15 protein-coding genes are annotated in these 19,425 nt (G+C 51.9%); 9 read left to right on the forward strand and 6 right to left on the reverse strand.

The genetic code is table 11. The features are described from left to right. On the reverse strand, positions 1-1,217 hold a 1,217-nt coding region (locus Q0294_RS19940; RefSeq protein WP_299468963.1), incomplete at its 3' end, for an ATPase, T2SS/T4P/T4SS family. Between the two features lie 405 nt (positions 1,218-1,622). Here Q0294_RS19940 and Q0294_RS19945 point away from each other — a divergent pair. From Q0294_RS19945 to Q0294_RS19955, 3 genes are all read left to right on the forward strand, one after another. Continuing rightward, a complete protein-coding gene (locus Q0294_RS19945; RefSeq protein ID WP_299468965.1) occupies positions 1,623-3,212 on the forward strand; it encodes an arylsulfatase in 1,590 nt (529 codons plus the stop codon). 341 nt (positions 3,213-3,553) lie between these two features. Further along, the gene (locus tag Q0294_RS19950; protein ID WP_299468967.1) at positions 3,554-6,166 is read left to right on the forward strand and encodes a PSD1 and planctomycete cytochrome C domain-containing protein; all 2,613 of its coding nucleotides are present in this window, start codon (positions 3,554-3,556) and stop codon (positions 6,164-6,166) included. Positions 6,167-6,168: 2 nt separating this feature from the next. Next, complete coding sequence (locus tag Q0294_RS19955; RefSeq protein ID WP_299468969.1) at positions 6,169-7,593, forward strand: DUF1501 domain-containing protein; 1,425 nt, start codon at positions 6,169-6,171, stop codon at positions 7,591-7,593. Between the two features lie 13 nt (positions 7,594-7,606). Here Q0294_RS19955 and nrdR read toward each other — a convergent pair whose 3' ends face one another. From nrdR to Q0294_RS19970, 3 genes are all read right to left on the reverse strand, one after another. Continuing rightward, positions 7,607-8,062: a transcriptional regulator NrdR gene (gene nrdR, locus Q0294_RS19960; protein ID WP_299468971.1), complete on the reverse strand. Its 456-nt coding sequence runs from the start codon at positions 8,060-8,062 to the stop codon at positions 7,607-7,609. A 181-nt stretch (positions 8,063-8,243) separates the two neighbouring features. Beyond that, positions 8,244-8,414: a hypothetical protein gene (locus Q0294_RS19965; protein WP_299468973.1), complete on the reverse strand. Its 171-nt coding sequence runs from the start codon at positions 8,412-8,414 to the stop codon at positions 8,244-8,246. Positions 8,415-8,444: 30 nt separating this feature from the next. Beyond that, positions 8,445-9,920: a sodium:solute symporter gene (locus Q0294_RS19970; protein ID WP_299468975.1), complete on the reverse strand. Its 1,476-nt coding sequence runs from the start codon at positions 9,918-9,920 to the stop codon at positions 8,445-8,447. A gap of 356 nt (positions 9,921-10,276) precedes the next feature. Between Q0294_RS19970 and Q0294_RS19975 the strand changes: the two genes are divergently transcribed. The 3 genes from Q0294_RS19975 to Q0294_RS19985 all read left to right on the forward strand — a co-directional run bounded on the left by Q0294_RS19975 (position 10,277) and on the right by Q0294_RS19985 (position 13,185). Next, complete coding sequence (locus tag Q0294_RS19975; RefSeq protein ID WP_299468977.1) at positions 10,277-10,477, forward strand: small basic protein; 201 nt, start codon at positions 10,277-10,279, stop codon at positions 10,475-10,477. Positions 10,478-10,579: 102 nt separating this feature from the next. Continuing rightward, entirely contained in the window at positions 10,580-12,268 is a 1,689-nt protein-coding gene (locus Q0294_RS19980; RefSeq protein ID WP_299468979.1) for a GH3 auxin-responsive promoter family protein, read from the forward strand. A 371-nt stretch (positions 12,269-12,639) separates the two neighbouring features. Further along, positions 12,640-13,185, forward strand: a complete 546-nt coding sequence (locus Q0294_RS19985; protein WP_299468981.1) for a GNAT family N-acetyltransferase — start codon at positions 12,640-12,642, stop codon at positions 13,183-13,185. Between the two features lie 3 nt (positions 13,186-13,188). Here the strand turns inward: Q0294_RS19985 and Q0294_RS19990 are convergent, their stop codons facing one another. Together Q0294_RS19990 and Q0294_RS19995 are read right to left on the reverse strand one after the other, a co-directional pair. Continuing rightward, positions 13,189-14,616, reverse strand: coding sequence for a N,N-dimethylformamidase beta subunit family domain-containing protein (locus Q0294_RS19990; RefSeq protein WP_299468983.1), 1,428 nt, complete (start codon positions 14,614-14,616; stop codon positions 13,189-13,191). Between the two features lie 136 nt (positions 14,617-14,752). Continuing rightward, positions 14,753-15,922: a DNA-binding transcriptional regulator gene (locus Q0294_RS19995; RefSeq protein ID WP_299468985.1), complete on the reverse strand. Its 1,170-nt coding sequence runs from the start codon at positions 15,920-15,922 to the stop codon at positions 14,753-14,755. Between the two features lie 181 nt (positions 15,923-16,103). Between Q0294_RS19995 and Q0294_RS20000 the strand changes: the two genes are divergently transcribed. The 3 genes from Q0294_RS20000 to Q0294_RS20010 are packed head-to-tail and all read left to right on the forward strand — an operon-like array spanning position 16,104 to position 19,331. Further along, positions 16,104-17,402: a TIGR03364 family FAD-dependent oxidoreductase gene (locus Q0294_RS20000; RefSeq protein ID WP_299468987.1), complete on the forward strand. Its 1,299-nt coding sequence runs from the start codon at positions 16,104-16,106 to the stop codon at positions 17,400-17,402. A gap of 14 nt (positions 17,403-17,416) precedes the next feature. Then, complete coding sequence (locus Q0294_RS20005; protein WP_299468989.1) at positions 17,417-18,772, forward strand: MFS transporter; 1,356 nt, start codon at positions 17,417-17,419, stop codon at positions 18,770-18,772. Further along, a complete protein-coding gene (locus Q0294_RS20010; RefSeq protein ID WP_299468991.1) occupies positions 18,759-19,331 on the forward strand; it encodes a phosphonate degradation HD-domain oxygenase in 573 nt (190 codons plus the stop codon). The genes Q0294_RS20005 and Q0294_RS20010 overlap by 14 nt, the downstream gene beginning before the upstream one ends. Positions 19,332-19,425 lie beyond the last annotated feature (94 nt).

Raw genomic sequence — 19,425 nt, forward strand, 5'->3', positions numbered from 1 at the left:
TGGTTGATTTCAATCTGTGAAACATTATCGATTCGATATTCCACAGGATCTTCGATGGTGATGATATTCCGCTGATAAGGGTCAATCTCATGCAGGGCGGCAAATAATGTCGTTGATTTACCGGCACCTGTCGGACCACAGCATAAAAACAGACCGTGCGGCTGTTTGACAATCGAGCTGAGTTTATCGACCAGTTGTTTTCGTATTCCCAGTTCTGCCAGTGAGCCGACGGAGTTTGTCTGGTCGAGAATACGCAAGCTCATTTTTTCGCCATGTCGGGTTCCCTGACTGGCTAAACGAAAATCAATTTCACGATCGGGCATAATGGCACGGAAGCTGCCATCCTGCGGCCGACGCTTCTCGGTAATGTCCATTGCCCCGAGTACTTTAAAAATATTCAGAACGGCTTCACCAATCGCACGATCGAAACCTTCCGTGGGATACATCACACCGTCAATACGCAGACGCACACCCACTTCATCTTCCTTTGGCTCAAGATGCACGTCCGTCGCTCGTCGCATGACGGCATCGTAGATCAGTTCCTTGGCCGCCAGAAAGCCACGCGAATTCTCAACGCGGCGAGAACTCGTGGGATCATCGCCTCGCCCGCTCGCTGATTTTCCGACAAAGCGGATTTCAGGGCCCACCGCAGCCTGTTGCATCTTTTTGCCTCCCACCCGAATTCCCATCCGGGCCAGATAGCGAAGCGTTAAATTCTGAATGTGATCGGGCGTCAGGACCCTGCTGGACGGAGGAACTTTGGCATTCCGTTCGTGAATATAGAGCCCGAGAGGCGCACCATAAGCCACCATTAAGATAAAAAAACCAAACAGAAAGCTGGGCATACAAAACACCAACAGAAAACCGAGTCCCCCGGCTCCTAAGATGACGGAACTCCAGAATTGGGTATTACTCTTTAATCCGCGGCTGTCTTCATCTACCCAGTATGATGTTTTCGCCCAGAGTAAAAATAACAGGACCACAAGCAGAAACTTCCAGAAGTGGAAATAGAATCCTTGTGAATACGTGGCTTGACCATTTCCCCGAAAAAAGGGAACCGGCAGCGGAGGATATTTTCCCGGCGCAGCAGCAACTGAAACGACTCGCTGACTCGCCTGCGAATCTCCTCCACCCTTCGGATCGGCTTGAGCCTGGATGTCCGTTGATAGCGCCGCAAAGCTAAGAATTACGAAAAGAGACGCCCAGATACTTTTCACGCTGTTGTTCCTCAAACTTTGGGCTGATCAATCAAATGAAGTTGACCGAAAAATCGGTCGCAGGTCATGATAAAATGTTACGATACAAGGACTTGAATTTAGCTTATCTTAGCTCAGGAAGGAACGGCATTCTCCATTTAAATTGCGGAGAACGGTGTTTTCCAAAGCCTGCTTCTTTGATGAGCCAGTTTTGGAGTAGATCAATACAAGTATATACTACACATAGTAACGGCATGCACCCAGGAAATGAAAGTGTAAATTAAGGACTTACGCAGGTGAATGATCAAAGTTGTCTCGTTCCGGGCATTTGAAACGGAATCGGTGGATTGTGAAATGCAGTCCACAACTGTTAGACTGAATTATCTGGTCTTCGTTCCCTGATTTTCTCATTTTTCCGAGGCTCTGATGAAAATTTCCCCCGCTGCGCTCTGCCTGTTATTCATCACCCTGTTCAGCGCGTGGGGCACAAGCCATGCTGCCGACCCGAATATTATCTACATCCTCGCCGATGATATGGGATACGGCGACATTCGCGCACTGAATCCCGAGTGTAAAATTGCAACGCCGCATCTGGACCAGCTGGCTCATGGCGGCATGATTTTTACCGACGCCCATTCCAGTTCTTCGGTCTGTACTCCCACCCGCTACGGAATTCTGACGGGCCGCTACAACTGGCGATCCCGCCTGAAAAGCGGCGTGCTCTGGGGTCTGTCCCGTCGCCTGATTGAACCCGACCGGTTGACGGTTCCGGAAATGCTGAAACAGCACGATTACTTTACCGCCTGTGTGGGGAAATGGCATCTGGGCATGGACTGGACGCTCAAGCAGGGAGGCATCGCGACGGAACAGGCGTACGACAAAAAAACCAATCCGGGCTGGGACGTCGATTATTCCAAACCCATTCAGAATGGCCCGAACAGTGTCGGCTTCGACTACTTCTTTGGCATCAGTGCTTCCCTGGATATGCCCCCCTATGTTTATATTGAAAACAACCGCAGTCAGGGAATACCGACGGTCACCAAAGCCTTCTTTCGCGACGGGCCCGCGCATAAAGATTTCGAAGCGATCGACGTGCTGCCGCGCATCACCGACAAAACCGTGGAGATTATCGATCAACATGCAGCGGCTGCGAAAACAGGAAAGCCATTCTTCATTTACTTCCCCCTCAATGCACCGCACACGCCGATTCTCCCCACGCCTGAATGGCAGGGGAAAAGTGGCATCAACGCCTACTGCGATTTTGTAATGCAGGTTGATGACACCGTAGGACAGGTGATGCGTGCGCTCAAAGCACAGGGTATCGCGGAAAATACGCTGGTCATTTTCACCGCCGATAATGGCTGCTCGCCGGCTGCCAACTTCAAAGAGATGGCCGACAAAAACCATCAGCCCAGTGATCGCTTTCGCGGACATAAAGCCGACATTTATGAAGGCGGCCATCGCGTCCCGTTCATCGCCAACTGGCCCGCGCGGATTAAAGCGGGAACACACTCGGACCAGCTCACCTGTCTGACCGATCTCATGGCAACTGCGGCTGACATCGTCGGCGCACAACTGCCCGATGAAGCAGGAGAAGACAGCGTCAGCATCCTGCCCGCGATGGAAGGCAAGGCGACTAAACCGCTCCGCGAAGCCGTCGTCCATCATTCGATCCGGGGTGCGTTTTCCATTCGCAAGGATCACTGGAAACTGGAACTCTGCCCGGGTTCCGGTGGCTGGAGTTTTCCCAAGCCGGGTAAAGATGACCTGAGTCAGCTTCCGGCAATTCAGCTGTATGACTTGAACGACGACGTCGGAGAACAAAAAAACGTGCAGCACCTGCATCCCGAAGTCGTTAAAGAATTAACGGCGTTGCTGCAAAGTTATGCCGACCAGGGACGTTCCACACCAGGCAAGCCACAACAGAACAACGGCGCGGTTGATATTTTCGAAGCGGGGAAATCGGCGCAAAACATGAAGCAGCCCGCCCCCAAACGTCCCAAAGCAAAATCGTAATCGAGGTTCCTTAGCCTGCGGTTGGCAGTGTTCGACCTATCTCTTTAATAATTAGCAGCTTACGTCGATTTATTGGCCGTCAGACAAGTTGTTCTTTATATAAAAACTTGAAATTCCTGTCGTTTGAGGTTATGCTGAACCCTTGATATTTCTCCTGCGGAAAGGTCAACCACAGCCACTTTCCCCATGATTTAATCAGCCCGTCAGGCAATGGTGTCTGACTACCGTCCCCCGAAGTCGGCGGTTCAGACGGACCGGCATTACTTTCAATTGTCTCACCAGGTCACGCCTTGAGATTATTGCGGTCTTACTGGATGCGGCCTGTCAGGGATTGAACGCGTATGTATGGTTCTCAAAAAGCACGCACTGTTTTGGGCAGTCTCTCGGTTGTGCTCGTCATGTATCTGTTCGCGCCGACTGTCTCCCTGTCGGCTCCCCTCCCGGCAGCAAAACCGGTTACTCCGCAGCAGATTGATTTTAAAAAATCGGTCCAGCCTATTTTTGTCAAACACTGCCAGGACTGTCATGGGCCCGATGCCCGTGAAGGGGGCTTGCGTCTGACGAACCGCAAAAATATCCTGCTCCGCAATGATTCAGGCGAACCGGCGATCATCGCCGGTAAAAGTGATTTGAGCCTGCTGATCCACCGCGTCTCGACGCAAGATAAAAAAGAGCAGATGCCCCCCTCTGACGCTGGTGAGCGTCTCTCCCGACAGGAAATTGGCATTCTGAAACAGTGGATTGATCAGGGCGCCCCCTGGCCTACGGAATCGGAAGCCCCCAAACACTGGGCTTATCTGCCACCAGTTAAAAGCTCGATACCAGCGGTGAAGGGCTCGTATCGGATCCATAATCCCATCGACGCTTTTATCGTCGAAAAACTGAATCAACAGAAGACGCCCCTCACACAGTCGCCACAAGCCAGCCCGGCACGCTTGCTGCGCCGCGTCTCGCTGGATTTGATTGGCCTGCCTCCGACTCCCGAAGCGGTCCTGGCGTTTGAAAAAGACCCCTCACCGGAAGCCTACGAAAAGTATGTTGATGCACTACTCAAGTCACCGCGCTACGGAGAAAAATGGGCACGACAATGGCTCGATCTGGCGCGTTACGCCGACTCGAACGGCTTTCAGGCGGACCAGCTGCGCGAGATGTGGCTCTATCGCGACTGGGTGATCAACTCGATTAATCAGGATCTCCCCTTCGATCAGTTCACGATTCAGCAGATCGCTGGCGACCTCTTGCCCCAGGCAACCCTCGATCAGAAAATTGCCACCGGCTTTCATCGCTGCACGACCTGTAATGTCGAAGCGGGCGTGGATCCGGAAGAGAACCGCGTGAATCAGATCTTTGACCGGGTCAATACCACCGGACTGGTCTGGCTGGGAACAACGTTTGAATGTGCCCAATGTCACAATCACAAATACGATCCGTTCTCCCAGCAGGACTACTACCAGATTTTTGCGTTCTTCAACAACACGCCACTGGAAGTCAAACAGGTTGGTAAAAGTGTGACGTTTGAAGTCACTGGCCCTAAACTGGCGTTGCCTCTGAACACCAACGAAATCAAGACCAAAGACGAGCTCACCAATCAGCGATTAGCCGTGCAGAATCAGTTAAAAGCCCGCGAAAAAGAATTGGCGAACTCGGTGTCCGAGTGGGAAGATACAACACTCGCACTGTTGGAGAACAGCGAAGAAAGTGCCAAAGTCCCCGTCGCCATTCAAAAAATCCTTCGAATAGAAGCCGAAAAGCGAACGGCCAAACAAACTAAATCACTGACTCAGTTTCAGCAGCAGCAGGATCAAACCTATGCCGAACTGGAAAAAGATCTCAATCGAATTAAGAACGAATTAGAAGCGTTTGAACCGGATTCGACGCTGGTGATGGTCGAAATGCCCGAGCCGCGGATGAACAACATTTTCAAACGAGGGGACTTTCTGAGCAAAGGCGCCGAGGTCACACCAAACACGCCGGACGCCCTGCATTCTATGAAAACCAAAGAGACGCCGAGCCGTCTGGAATTTGCGAAATGGCTGGTGGCAAAAGAAAATCCGCTGGTGGCCCGCGTGACCGTCAATCGCTGGTGGTCCCAGTTCTTTGGCCAGGGGATCGTAGCGACTCAGGAAGATTTTGGCAGTCAGGGGGATGCACCAACCCATCCTGAATTACTCGACTGGCTGGCGGTGGATTTTATGGAACACAACTGGTCGATGAAACAGATTCATAAAACGATCGTGATGTCGGCCACCTATCAGCAGTCTGCGAAAGTCACGCCGGCTTTACTCGAAGTCGATCCCTACAATAAACTGTATACCCGCGGTCCGAGACTCCGTTTGTCAGCCGAAACCATCCGCGATAATGCGCTCGCCATCAGCGGTCTGCTTTCCACCAAAATGGGAGGCCCACCCATTTATCCGCCACAACCGGAGGGACTCTGGAGGCATGTGGGCCGGAATGCGCCCAAGTATCTCACATCCACTGCAGAAGACCGCTACCGCCGAGGCGTGTATGTCATCTGGCGCCGCAGTGCCCCTTATCCCAGTTTTACGAATTTTGATGCTCCCGACCGCGGCGCCTGTGTGATCAATCGCTCGCGCACCAATACGCCGCTGCAGGCACTCACTCTATTGAACGATCCCGCTTATGTGGAAATCGGCATCGGACTGGCGAAACGTCTGGCGACAAAGGGGCTGGCGACGGACCTGAGCGACCGTGAACGAATCGCGTATGCGTTCCGTCTCTGTGTGGCCCGTGAACCAAAAGATGTTGAAGTGGAGCACCTGACCAAAGTCTTCCAGCAGGAATTAAATTATTTCCAGGAACACCCTCAAGCAGCCCAGAAGCTGATCTCGGCAGACAACCGCCCGGAAGGGGTCGGTGCCTCGCGGATGGCGGCCTGGCTTTATGTCGCGAATATTCTGCTGAACCTTGATGAAACCATTACGAAGGGTTGATGATGAACGAGCATTTGCAACAATTGCTGAATTATACCCGTCGTGAATTTTTTCAACGGGCCGGCTTGGGCGTCGGCGGCGCTGCGTTGACCGCCTTATTGACGGACTCATTGCAGGCAGCAGTTCCGTCTGCCACGAATGCGATGGCGGCCCAACGATCACATTTTCCTCCCAAAGCGAAAAACGTCATCTTTCTGCATATGGTGGGCGCCCCCTCGCATCTCGATCTTTACGACGCCAAACCCAAACTGCAGGAGCTGGATGGTCAACTGGTTCCCGATAAACTCTGGGAAGGTCTGCGGCTGGCGTTTATTCGAGAGCAGCCCAAACTGATGGGTAGCCCGTTTGCTTTCAAACAACAGGGAGAAGCGGGCATTCCGATCTCGGAACTAATGCCCCATCTGGGATCGGTCTCCGACGAACTCTGTATGATTCATTCATTAAAAACCGACCATTTCAATCATGCTCCGGCGCAACTGTTTTTTCAGACCGGTTTCTCGCGTTTCGGTCGCCCTTCTCTGGGCTCCTGGGTGAATTATGGTCTGGGTTCGGAAAACAGTAACCTGCCGGGATTCGTCGTTCTGATTACCGGCAACGTCGCAGGTGCGGGCAATAGCTTGTGGGGCAGCGGCTTTCTGCCCAGCATCTATCAGGGTGTGGAATTTCGTTCGTCGGGAGATCCCGTGCTGTTTCTTTCCAATCCGAAAGGCATGACCGACGAAGACCGCAGACGTATTATCGACAGCGTGAATCATTTAAACAAAGTCCAGTTAGCCGATGTCGGTGATCCCGAAATTGCGACGCGGATTAATCAATACGAAATGGCTTACCGCATGCAGTCGGCCGTTCCGGAGCTGATGGATATTTCCAACGAACCAAAGCACATTCACGAGCAGTATGGCACCGAACCGGGCAAAGCCAGTTTTGCGAATAACTGCCTGCTGGCCAGACGACTGGTGGAGCGCGGCGTCCGGTTCGTGCAACTGTTTGATCAGGGATGGGACCATCACGGCAGTCTCGTCAATGGCCTTAAAAGTAAATGCAAACAGGTCGACCAACCAATCGCCGCACTGATACGAGACCTGAAACAGCGCGGGCTGCTGGATGACACACTCGTGGTCTGGGGAGCCGAGTTTGGTAGAACTCCGATGGTGCAGGGAGACCGCAAAGCCCCCGGTCGCGATCATCACAAAGACGCCTACACGGTCTGGATGGCGGGCGGTGGTGTGAAACGCGGGTTTGCGTATGGCAAGACGGACGATATCGGATTTCATGTTGCCGAAAACCCGATGCACGTCAACGATTTTCATGCCACGCTATTGCATCTGCTGGGCATGGATCATGAGCGGCTGACGTTTAAGTTTCAGGGACTCGACATGCGTGTCACCGGTGTCGCCGGCAATGTCGTTCCGGAGATTATTGCCTGATTAATGCCGCGGCTCAGTCCAGTGATCGCAGCATTGGCTGAATCTCAACGACAAAATCGTTGGCATCCGTAAAGTTGCGGTACACTGAGGCAAACCGCACGAAGGCCACCTGGTCCACGTATTTCAGTGTCGCGGAAACCTGCTCGCCGATAAAACGGGAGGGAACTTCACGGTCAAAGTTCTCGTAGATTTCCGCTTCGATCTGTGACACGATGGCTTCAATTTCATCGGGGCTGACGGGCCTTTTATAACAGGCTGTCTCGATCCCTTTGACCATCTTCATCCGGTCGAAGGGGACACGGGCGCCATCTTTCTTGATGACTTTCAGCGGCGACTCTTCGATCTTTTCGTAAGTCGTATAGCGTTTCCCGCAAGCCAGACATTCTCGTCGTCGGCGCACACTAAAAGGTTGACTCAAACGTGAATCAATTACTTTCGTCTCACCATCACGACAAAAAGGGCACATCATGAACGACGCGACTCCTGGTACTTTTACAGCAGAAACACCTCTTCACATTCAGAGAAAGTCTGCCTGTTGACATTTAAAAATACCATGATCGAAACTCATTCACCAGTCAATTATTCAGAAATCCTGAAATTTTACTGGTTTATGAGCTTCAATTTGATGAAAACGAACGGGGTTCTGGAGGCTATTCTTCGGGGCGATTGAGAATTTCTTCGTGATTCCGCGATTCCTCGACGTCGGCTTTCAAGTCATTCAACGTTTCCCGCAGTTCTGCTTTCACTCCATACGAAACGTAGATTAACACCACCAGAAAGGCCAGACCGCTGGTCAGCAGCAATATCGTCCAGATTGTCATCCACACATACATGTTTTTCTCTCACCAGCATCAGGAAATGGCATTCGAACCGACGGGCTCTGGTTGGCTTCGATCCGGAAAAAGCAGCGATCCGACGATATAAACGACTGAGGAACACGCAAACGTCAGCAGAGTCAGATGCGTCCCGTTGACTTCCGCCGGCAGCCATTGATTGATGACTTCCACACAAGGCCCCATTGCCGAAAGGCCCAGTAAGCCGCTAAGAATCGCCGCCAGTGCTCCTGCCTGACTACCCCGTTTCCAATACAGGCCTCCCACGACGGTGGGAATGGCTCCGGAAAGATAAACGGCTCCGGTGACCGCCAGATAACCCCATAAATCACTGCTGACTTCATACCAGAGCCCCCAGATCAATAACATGGCACCGATCACAAAGATGGCGATGCGTGTCACTAAAATACGGGAACGCTGGCTCATGGGACCCACCAGGGGGGCCACAATATCCTGTGTAATCACGCTGCTCCAGCAGAGCAGGTAGCTGTCGTGTGTCGACATGAACGCGGCAATCATGCCCGCAGTCACCAGCCCGAGTAATCCAGTGGGCACCACTTTCCCCAGAAAGAGCGGCATGGCTGACAGGGACGTAATGGAAGGATTCGATTCGACGGCCTGTTCAAACTCCGCGAACAGTTCCGGCTGTGAAGCAAAAAAAGCGAATGTCCCGATACCCCAGAAAACAGGCAAGGCGCGGCGTGCCAGAAACGAAATCGAACTTAACGTGTACAATTTCTGAGCAACCGCAGCACTCTGACAGGATAGCGTTCGTGCGGCACTGGTCGGCCACAACATGGCCGCCGATCCAATCACCACCGTCATCTGAATGATTTGCAACCAGCCGATACCTGGCCCTTTTCCGGATGGGTTGTCCGACTCGAAAGGGTTAAAGTAACCGTTTTGCTCTGTCACTATCGACGACAGCCCTGCCCAGCCGATCGACCAGAATACAACACATGTCACAATCACCATGCCCGTTCCCAGAATCAGAAACTGAATCAGGTCGGTAATCACCACCGACACCATGCCTCCCAGCACGGTGTAAAACAGAACGAGTAATAACAGCCCCGTCATAATCAGTTTGAGCGACATTTCATCCTGCAGGCCGGAAATCGCCGTCAGAAACTGCGAGCCCGCTTTCAGAAACAGCCCCATATTCAACACGCCCGAAACCACCATGACGATTGCGCCCACAACACGCACACGGGAGGAATAGCGTTTTTCATAATATTCCGGAATGGTCATGATTGCGGATTCGCGCAGCCGATAGACGACAAAACCGGTCAGCCCAATGATTAAAACGGCCCCTGCTTCCAGAAATGCGAGGTATAACGAAGCATACTGCTGCATAAAACCGAGCTCGGCCATGTACATGACCGTGACCAGTCCGAGTTCGGTCCCCGTCATCGTCGCCAGAGCCATTCGCAAGCGAAGTTTGCGGCCCGCAACCAGATAATCGGAAAGATTTCCAACGTAACGATTGGCCCACAAACCAATTACGATCGATGAAAGTAGATAGCAAACAACGATCGACCAGTCTAACCAGGTGAAATTTGTATCGTAAAGAGAAATAACAGGTCTCCCTCGGCCCCCGTTTTTAAGGACGAAATTCCGGATTTCGCGAAAAACTGCGGAAAGGTTTCATTTAGCAGCGGTTGCAATCAAAGACCATTCCTTTTAACATATGTCGCTTCGCAATTCGTCACGGGTGAAAAATCCGTTTGGACAGCATGCTGATTCAGCTCATCTTGCGAATGTTACACCACTATGCCAATTCTGACAGTTTATTTCCATAGTAAAGTAAATAACTGTCATCGAAATAACATCTAATAAGAGGGGATGACACCGTGTCACTCGACAAAAGTTTGAAGAGCAAAAGTACGCTGACCCGTGCACGCAACGTATTAAAGCGAGCAGAGCGTATTGAAAAATTGAAATTCGAAGACCGCTGGGTTGAAGGCCAAGGTGCCCTCGGTTTGCCCAAAGTACGCGTTGAAAAGATTTCTGTCGGCAAGAAGAAGAAAAAGAAGAAAGACGAAGAAGATTAATCGTCTGGTCTTGTAAGGGGGAGGAGAGTCGCCTGAGAGCTGTTACTCTCCTCCACTCAGACCATTTCTTAGCAGCAGCACTATTCAACCGGGGAGCAAGGAATGCATGCCCTGTATCTGCTACGGGCTGCCGGAGGAACATTCACACGACGCCGCTATCGTCGTGCAGCGCATTCCTTTCTCGCTCTTACCAAAAACTGTCGTCAGGTCCAGCAACAAACCTTGCAGCGCATTCTGCGTTTGAATGCTGACAGTGATTTCAGTCGCCAATGGAATCTGAACGGCTCCTGCACGATTGAAGAATTTCAATCCCGCTTTCCGGTCTCCGATTATGAACGTTTTCGCCCGTTTATCGACCGGGTCAAAAACGGCGAGACCTCTGCTTTACTGGGAGCGGCCAATCGCCTGTTGATGTTTACCCTGAGCAGTGGTACGACCTCGGATTCCAAATTCATTCCGATTACCGAACCGTTTCTGAAAGATTATCGCCAGGGCTGGCAGAACTGGGGCATTCTGGCTTACGATGATTTCCCGGCTTTAAAATATCAAAACATCGTGCAACTCTCGAGTAATTTTGACAAGTTTCGCACCCCCGGTGGAACGCCCTGCGGCAATATCAGCGGTCTGGTTGCCGCCATGCAGAGCCCGGTTGTGAAATTACTTTACACCGTCCCCAGTGAAGTTTCACAGATCGATGAAGCGCATCTCAAATACTATACCGCGATTCGCCTCTCACTGGCCGATCGACATGTGGGGATGATCACAACTGCGAATCCAAGCACGCTGTTACATCTGGCACAATTCACAGATCTGCATCGGGAATCACTGGTGCGCGATATCGCTGACGGCACACTGACGGGAGTCGAGCAACTCGACGCAACGATTTATCAGAAACTGAAACCCCGCCTGCATCGCAAACACAGACAACGTGCCCGGGAACTGGAAACGATCATCGAGCGCACGGGACACCTCTATCCACGCGAGTTCTGGCCCGGTCTGTCTTTACTCGCAGTCTGGATGGGGGGCAGCGCGGGGGCGTATCTGTCGCAGCTCTCCCCTTACTATGGCGACTTGCCAATCCGCGATCATGGCCTCTCTGCCAGCGAAGGCCGCATGACAATTCCATTGGAATCAGGCACGTCGACCGGTGTGTTGGATATTACCTCGCATTTTTTTGAATTCGTGCCGGAAGAGGAGGACCCGCTGACTTCGACCAATGTCTTAACGGCCGATCAACTGCAGACCGGTCGAAACTATTTTATTCTGCTGACCACCCCCTCGGGCCTGTATCGCTATCATATCTGTGACGTTGTGCGCTGCACCGGGTTTCATCAGACAACACCGCTACTCGAATTTCTGCATAAGGGGGCGCATATTTCCAATCTGACCGGCGAGAAAATTACGGAATCGCAGGTGGTCGAATCGGTCCGCAAAGCCATCCAGAACACGTCTCTCGAAATCGGCCAGTACTCACTGATTCCCAATTGGGACGAACCGCCCCACTACCAGTTACTCATCGAAGAGTCAGCTGCACTGCCTGCTGCGAAGCTCTCCGAGCTGCTGAAACAGATCGATGTTCTGCTGCAACAGACCAATTGTGAATACGAAGAGAAACGCCAGTCCGGGCGTCTCGCACCCCTGCAACTGTGTCCGCTTGCAAAAGGAACCTGGCAGCGGTTCGCGCAGGAACGTCAGAAAAAACTGGGAGGCAGCATCGAGCAATATAAGCATCCCTGCCTGATCCCCGAGCTCAACTACGCGGCGCAAATTCTCGATCGCTTTTCAAACTGAGCCAAACTCGACGTTTCTCTCCTGCCTTGAAGGTGAAAGTAACATCCCTCTCCAAAGTTCGTTTTGGGGCGTGCGCACCGTTTCAAAACGTTGATTTTTTGCCACATGGCCTGCCTCTGTTTTCCTGATCCCAAACATTTAAACGCCAGCAAACACTGACGCGTTTGCCGGTTTTTGTTGGGTCTGGTCATGAAACGATGCGAATACAACTGGTCCAGACGCATCAACAGCATTGCATATCGTTAGAATCCGCACCTTGATGCTGAAATTTTACCCGAATTACCTGCAATAAATTTAAGAATTTCCCGTTAGGTTCGTAATGAATAGAAACAATACTCATTAGACATATGTAGCTCTCAGAGGAACAGCAATTGGAAACTTCCCGACTTATTCTCAGACAGTGGCGTGAAGCCGATGTGGATTCCTTTGCAGAAATGAACGCTGATCCACGGGTGATGCGGTATTTCCCCTCGACGCTACCACGCGAACACAGTGTGCAGATGGTCGGACGCATAAAAACGCATTTTGATGAATACGGCTTTGGTCTCTGGGCTGTCGAAGTCAAAGATCAAACGCCATTTGCCGGGTTCATCGGCCTGTCGGTTCCCCAATTCTCCGCCTATTTTACGCCCTGTGTTGAAATCGGCTGGCGGCTGGCAGTCCCTTTCTGGAATCAGGGTTATGCCAGTGAAGGCGCGCAAGCCGCTCTGGAATTCGGATTCACGCAATGCAATCTGAAAGAGATTGTTTCCTTTACTGTCCCCGCGAATGTCGCCTCAAGACGTGTGATGGAAAAAATCGGCATGACCTATATCGATAATTTTGATCACCCTGCACTGCCGGACGGCGATCCGTTAAAACGCCACGTGCTCTATAGCATCAACAGACCAGACTGGGATGGTTTGCAGCCCAACTGATCCTTATTTTGATAAGCGATCCAGAATATTCTTTGTGACCTGCTGAACGATCGGATCTTTGCCGCGCAAGCCATGCGCCCAGTCGGTGCTGCCGACCGTGAAGACGGTGCCTCCGTTGGTATACATCCCCAGAATCGCAGCGCCCACGCGGTCTTTATCAAACCGGTCATACCACAGACAGTCACCGGGGGCCCATTTCGCGGGGCAGGAGGCGAGAATCTGAAATGTGGGCGGCGTTCCGTCCTTGAAAGTCGGCACGGGCAAACCGTCTTTCATTTCAAACTGGCAGCCATCACACTCATAACCAACAATGGTATCTTTGCCACCAAATTCGTCTCCCTGTTTGATACCCGTTTTTTCAAAGACCCAGTGCGCGGGTCGATGCACCTTGTAGGCCCCCGATCCATCCATGAACTGGCCATGACTTTTATGATAACCGCCATAGAGAAACCCGACCCCCGTTAACTGATTCTCAGGGCGATTGACCAGATGATGGCTCCAGAGCGTCGACAACAGGCGATGGTCTCCCTCCGGAAAAAGCGGGTCTTGGTTATACCATTGTTTCCAGCAGGTCAGCGCGCGGCCTTCGTCTTCACTGCGCACCTGCCAGCAGACCGAGTTCCCGCTGAAAAAGGCGACGTTTCCGCCTGCTTTGATATAGTTTTCCAGATGATCGCGCATCGGTGCCGACCAGTATTCATCATGGCCGACACTCAGCACCAGCTTGTAATGCTGCAGCAGTTCGGGATGCAATTCCAGATCGCTGTTGGCGGCGTAATCGAGTTGATATCCGTTGCTTTCCGCCCAGATGATAAACGGGTATTCCCAGTTCGCAAATTGTCCGGCCAGCGGGCGATCAAAGGAAACGCGATGCCCTTGCAGATTAGCACGGCCGTGATAACTGTAAAGGCTCGAGCCCCCCCAGTTGTTGTAGGCGTTGTAGGTGTTCGTGCTGAGCTGAATCAGAATTTTCGACTGCGTGCCCGGCTGATTGGAACGTACGATAAAAAACAGATTCGATTCGGCTGTTCGGGAATTTCGCTGAATGAACTTGCCGCCGCCATCGCGAACGGATAGACGCACATTGTAATAACCGCTCTGCCAGGAATCGGGCACGGTGAGTTCAAACGCGGTCGGCCAGTGGCATCCGTGGGATGAAGCATTCTCCGGAACAGAATACGCGGCACCATTTTTACGGGTTTCCTTGAAGACCGTCTTCGGCTCAGGCCCGAGCCGCGTGATTTCAACCGCATACTCCGGTTCCGAGCTGGAGATCTGAAAGGCGACTTTTTCTCCCGGCTGATAACTCAACAGATTCGTATAGCCCTCGATGAAGATGGAACCCGCATCATCGTCGGCTGCGAATAAGGGCCCGGTCATCAGGCCTGCAACGCAAACAGCCAGCAACAGCCTATAGCAGATGTGAATCATTGTCGTCTTCCTCAATCAGAAAAGCAGGTGGCAATAAATGCATTTGATCTACCTTGATCGTACCAATAGCAGACACCAGTTTCTATTCAGAAACGGGGTAATTATCGTTCGAATAACACCTGTTAATCTGATTGTGTTATTTCAGAGAATGAATCGATTGCCGATATTCACGGGGGGACATTCCCATGAGTCTGCCAAACATCCGAATCATCGCTTCCTGATGTTGAAAGCCGCACCGTACTGCGATTTGGGAAACGGTCAAATTCGTTTCCTGCAGTAATTTCGTGATGCGTTTTAATTTTTCCTGACGAATCTCACTGGCCGGAGACCGGTGCAGGGCTTTTTGAAAGCGATGTTCCAGAATGCGTCGGGAGACATTCAGTTGCTGTGTGATGTCCGAAACCTGCAGCGGTTCCTGTGCAGCGCGTAACCGAATGAACTGAATCGCTTCCCTGACCAGATCATCGTTGGCAAAGAGCGTATCGGTCGAAGCCCGTTCCTCAATTGCTAAGGGGGGAATCAGAGTCGGCTCGTCTGGCGCGGGTTTTCCCTGAATCATCTGATCCAGTAATTTTGCCGCTTCGTAACCGACGACATGCGGCGCCTGATTTATGCAGGAGAGCGGTACCGGGGAGAGCGACGACATCAGGGGATCGTGTTCGATACTGAGAATGGCCACCTGATCCGGAATTTCCAGGTGATGGTTCACACAAACGGTTGAAACTTCGCGTCCGATTTTACTCGACCAGACCAGCAGCGCCACCGGCTTGGGGAGCTCCCACAACCACTGCTTCAACCGCTGCTGCTGTTTCTGATAGTCTGCCTCTTTCGTCAATTCATAATAAGGAAAATCGAAACAGACTCCGCCCGCCGTTTCCACCTGACTCCGAAATTCTTTCAGGATGGTCTCCGGATAATTCGACGTCGGATCGGGGCCGATATAACCGAATGAACGAAACCCTTTCTTCAAAAAAAATTCGGCGGCCAATGTGGCACAGGCCCGTTCATCTGATATCACTTTCGGGATTCGGGACGAGTGTTTTCCCAGCCATGATACGTTCACAGCAGGCAGGCGCCGCTTCAGAATCGACTGCTGGATGCGGTTATCGGTCAGCCGACAGATGGTGCCGTGCCCACTCCAGGAAGCGGGAAATTTGAGCTGTTCCTTCAGCCCCCGGAATTCAATCCAGAAATCCCAGCCCCCCTGTTCGGTCGCGTAATCAGCAATGCCTTGAATAATCTGGCGGCTCCAGTCGCTGGAAGTCTGTACTAATAAAGCTATTTTGCGACGTTCGGGAAACCTCATCTCGTCATACTTTCCAGTCGATGGTTATCAAGACAGCGGACCACTTTCAGCACCAGTCATCCTACCGCGGCTCTGTCATGATTTGTTAAAGAAGCTGTGAAGAAGATGTAAAAATTGTCAATTATACTGCGCGATTTGTCATTGTATTCTGGCCCAAATCACACATACTTTTCAATGCACAATGAAGTTTGACCGAGGTCTGGCGGAACGTTTTCCTGTTCCTTCCGCCAGACCGCGAACTTCACTGATGCGTGACAGTAACCCGGACAAGCGAAATCAACCGCTGCTGTTTTTCACTCCTGCTCTCCACGTACTCGTAACCATGTCGACACAACCTTATCAGAGTCAATATGATGTGATCGTGATCGGAGGCGGCGTACTGGGCGCTTTTCATGCCTTCTTTTCCATGCGACGGGGCTTCAAAACACTGTTGATCGAGCGGAATGTCATTCCGCAACAGGCGTCGATTCGCAATTTTGGGCTGATTATTCCCAGCGCCATGCCTCCGGGCATCTGGCGCGAGCGTGCGTTGGCATCCTGCGAAATTTATTCCGAGCTCACCGATTTACTGGGAGTTCCTCTCCGCCGCGTGGGGACACAATATTTAGCGCATACGGAAGCGGAAGCCGCATTTTTAGAACAGATGGTACGCGCGCAGAATGTTGACCTTTGCCCGGCGGAATTTCTAAACGCGGAGGAAACCATCCGCTCAAGCTGCTGTCTGAATCCCGAATTCTGTAAAGGAAGCCTCTATTTCGCGCAGGATCTGCAGTTGGACCCCTACCTGTTTTTTCGGGCCTTTATCAACTGGTTCGCCAGCAACTCCGACTGTGATTACCTGCCGAAATCAACCGTAGTTTCTGTCGAAGAACGTACCAGTCACAATCAGATCAAAACCGCCGACGGCAGACAGTTCAACGCGAAACACGTTTTTGTCTGTGCCGGAGCTGATCTCCAGACCCTGTTTCCGGAAACCTATGCGGAAAGCAATCTGCATTACTGCAAGCTGCAGATGCTCAAATTGTCCAACCCGGAAAATCGCATGCTGGGAACAAGTATCGCATCACCGATAGCCCTGACGCGTTACCCGGCCTTTTTGAACGCACAGTTTTTGCAGAGCGTTTCACTGGAGCCACCCGTTCCGGAATTACAGGAGCGGGGCATTCAAATCTGGCTCACCCAGAACCAGAATAACGAATTCATCCTGGGTGATTCGCACGAATATTCGAACGACCCGCCCACCGAATTCCTGTCGGCAGAGATTGAAGCTCTGATCATTAATTATGCGCGAAAAATGTTTGTAAACCTGGATTTTCAGGTCACTGATCGCTGGTGCGGTATTTATACTGAGGAAAAGTCGGCCGGACTGTTTCAGCATTCGCCCTGTGAGGGAATTCATCTCATCACCGGCATCGGCGGCAAAGGAATGACAACCGGCCCCGGGCTGGCAAAAGAAAATCTCGATCAACTCTCTCTTTAATTAAGCGGATTTCGATGTCAAAAAACCCTACCAGAAGCTGGCAACGCCTGACTCTTTTGAGTCTGTTTCTGGGTTATGTCGGTTATTATATCTGCCGCTCCAATCTCGCGGTCGCGACTCCCCTGCTGCTCAAAGAATACGCAGGTGCGGGCATTACGAAAATCGAAATGGGCACTGTTGCCTCAGTTGGTGTGATGCTTTACGCCATTGGAAAAATCATCAACGGATATCTGGCTGACTTTCTCGGCGGCAGACTGCTGTTCCTGACGGGAATGATCTGCTCGATTATTTTTTCCGTCCTGTTCGGTCTGGCTTCGGGCCTGACGCTGTTTATTATCATCTGGGCCTGCAATCGTTTTTTTCAATCAATGGGCTGGGTGGCTCTGGTAAAGACCGCGTCGCGCTGGTTTCCCGTAGAGCGGCACGCGACTGTGATGGCCATTCTTTCGCTCTCTTTTTTGTTTGGCGATGCGTTCGCCCGGATTTATCTTGGCAGTTTGATCTCCCTCGGCGAATCTTATTCCTTGCTCGGCTTTCTGGCGGACTGGCGCACGGTGTTTTTTGTCGCCGCCATCTCTCTGACTTTGATCACGGTCTTTGTGTATCGAACGTTAAAATCAAGTCCGATTGACGTGGGGCTGGACGAACCAAGTGCCAACCCCCTGAATGTGTATGGCGCAGAGGGAAATCATGCAGAGCGAATTTCCATTAAAGAAGTTTTGAAACCGCTGCTCGTCAGCCCGTTATTCTGGCTGATCTGCATCATGAATTTCAGCCTGACTCTGGTGCGCGAAACATTTAACTTCTGGACCCCGACGTTTCTGAATGAAGTGGCGCAATTTAATATCGGCAGCGCCGCGATCGGCAGCATGCTGTTCCCCCTTGTGGGAGGCTGTTCGACTTATCTGGCAGGCATCACGTCAGACCGTTTGCAGGGCAGACATGGACGGGTTGTACTTCCCAGCCTGATACTGCTGGTGTTGTCACTGATTTTGCTTGCCACGATTGATGTTTCCGGCAAGCCGGTTTTAGCACTCACACTGCTCTCACTGGTCGCGTTTTTTCTGATGGCCCCTTATTCCTTCCTCTCCGGTGTAATGGCCATTGACCTGGGGGGCAAGCGCGGTTGCTCCACCGTCGCCGGACTCATTGACTCCGCCGGTTATCTGGGTGCCATTCTTTCCGGTCATACAGTCGGCCTGATTGCGCAAAATTATGGTTGGAAGATGGCTTTCGGCGGACTGGCAGGCATCTGTTGCACGGCGATTATCGCCGGCACCGTGTATTGGCTGATTCAGGAACGGGAAATGAATCTGGCGCAAGCGCTTTCACCCGAACTCGAGCAGGAGACTCCCGATGTCCCGGCATAATGTCGAAATGATCGTTGAAGAAATCCGACAGCGGTTCACGGAAAAGGGAAACGAGATGTACGCCGGCGAAGCCATCTCACAAACAGAGCACGCACTGCAGGCCGCTGATGCTGCAGAACAAGCGGACGCATCGCCGGAATTGATCGTCGCCGCCTTACTGCATGACTTCGGTCATCTGCTGCATAAACACGATGAAGACTGCGCGACACAGGGCATTGACGATCTGCATGAAAACATCGGCGCCCAGTGGCTGATTCGATACTTCCCCCCGAATGTCACCGAACCAATCCGTTTGCATGTGGCCGCCAAACGCTATCGCTGTGCCACGGATGCCCAATATGTTTCCCGCTTGTCACCCGCTTCGATTTTAAGCCTGCAGTTGCAGGGAGGCCCGTTTAATGAGACTGAACGGGCAGGGTTCGAAAAGAATCCGTGGTCTCAAGCAGCCCTGCGTCTGCGCGGCTGGGATGAAGCGGCCAAAATCCCCGGTTACGAAACACCGGAACTCGAATATTACTTAACTTATGTCAGCAGGGTGCTGGAACAGCAGACTCTGTAATTTCACTGAATGAAAGTCGTCATGAAACCAAACAGAATTCAACTCGTTATTTTTGACTGGGCAGGAACCACCATCGACCACGGCTGCTTTGCCC

This window comes from uncultured Gimesia sp. (assembly GCF_937919775.1).
GTDB lineage: Bacteria > Planctomycetota > Planctomycetia > Planctomycetales > Planctomycetaceae > Gimesia.

Bases quoted from the DNA above. Each gene is read 5' to 3' on its own strand.
- Q0294_RS19945 (WP_299468965.1), top strand. From the start codon at position 1,623: ATGAAAATTTCCCCCGCTGCGCTCTGCCTGTTATTCATCACCCTGTTC.
- Q0294_RS19950 (WP_299468967.1), top strand. From the start codon at position 3,554: ATGTATGGTTCTCAAAAAGCACGCACTGTTTTGGGCAGTCTCTCGGTT.
- Q0294_RS19955 (WP_299468969.1), top strand. From the start codon at position 6,169: ATGAACGAGCATTTGCAACAATTGCTGAATTATACCCGTCGTGAATTT.
- nrdR (WP_299468971.1), bottom strand. From the start codon at position 8,062: ATGATGTGCCCTTTTTGTCGTGATGGTGAGACGAAAGTAATTGATTCA.
- Q0294_RS19965 (WP_299468973.1), bottom strand. From the start codon at position 8,414: ATGACAATCTGGACGATATTGCTGCTGACCAGCGGTCTGGCCTTTCTG.
- Q0294_RS19980 (WP_299468979.1), top strand. From the start codon at position 10,580: ATGCATGCCCTGTATCTGCTACGGGCTGCCGGAGGAACATTCACACGA.
- Q0294_RS19990 (WP_299468983.1), bottom strand. From the start codon at position 14,616: ATGATTCACATCTGCTATAGGCTGTTGCTGGCTGTTTGCGTTGCAGGC.
- Q0294_RS19995 (WP_299468985.1), bottom strand. From the start codon at position 15,922: ATGAGGTTTCCCGAACGTCGCAAAATAGCTTTATTAGTACAGACTTCC.
- Q0294_RS20000 (WP_299468987.1), top strand. From the start codon at position 16,104: ATGAAGTTTGACCGAGGTCTGGCGGAACGTTTTCCTGTTCCTTCCGCC.
- Q0294_RS20005 (WP_299468989.1), top strand. From the start codon at position 17,417: ATGTCAAAAAACCCTACCAGAAGCTGGCAACGCCTGACTCTTTTGAGT.
- Q0294_RS20010 (WP_299468991.1), top strand. From the start codon at position 18,759: ATGTCCCGGCATAATGTCGAAATGATCGTTGAAGAAATCCGACAGCGG.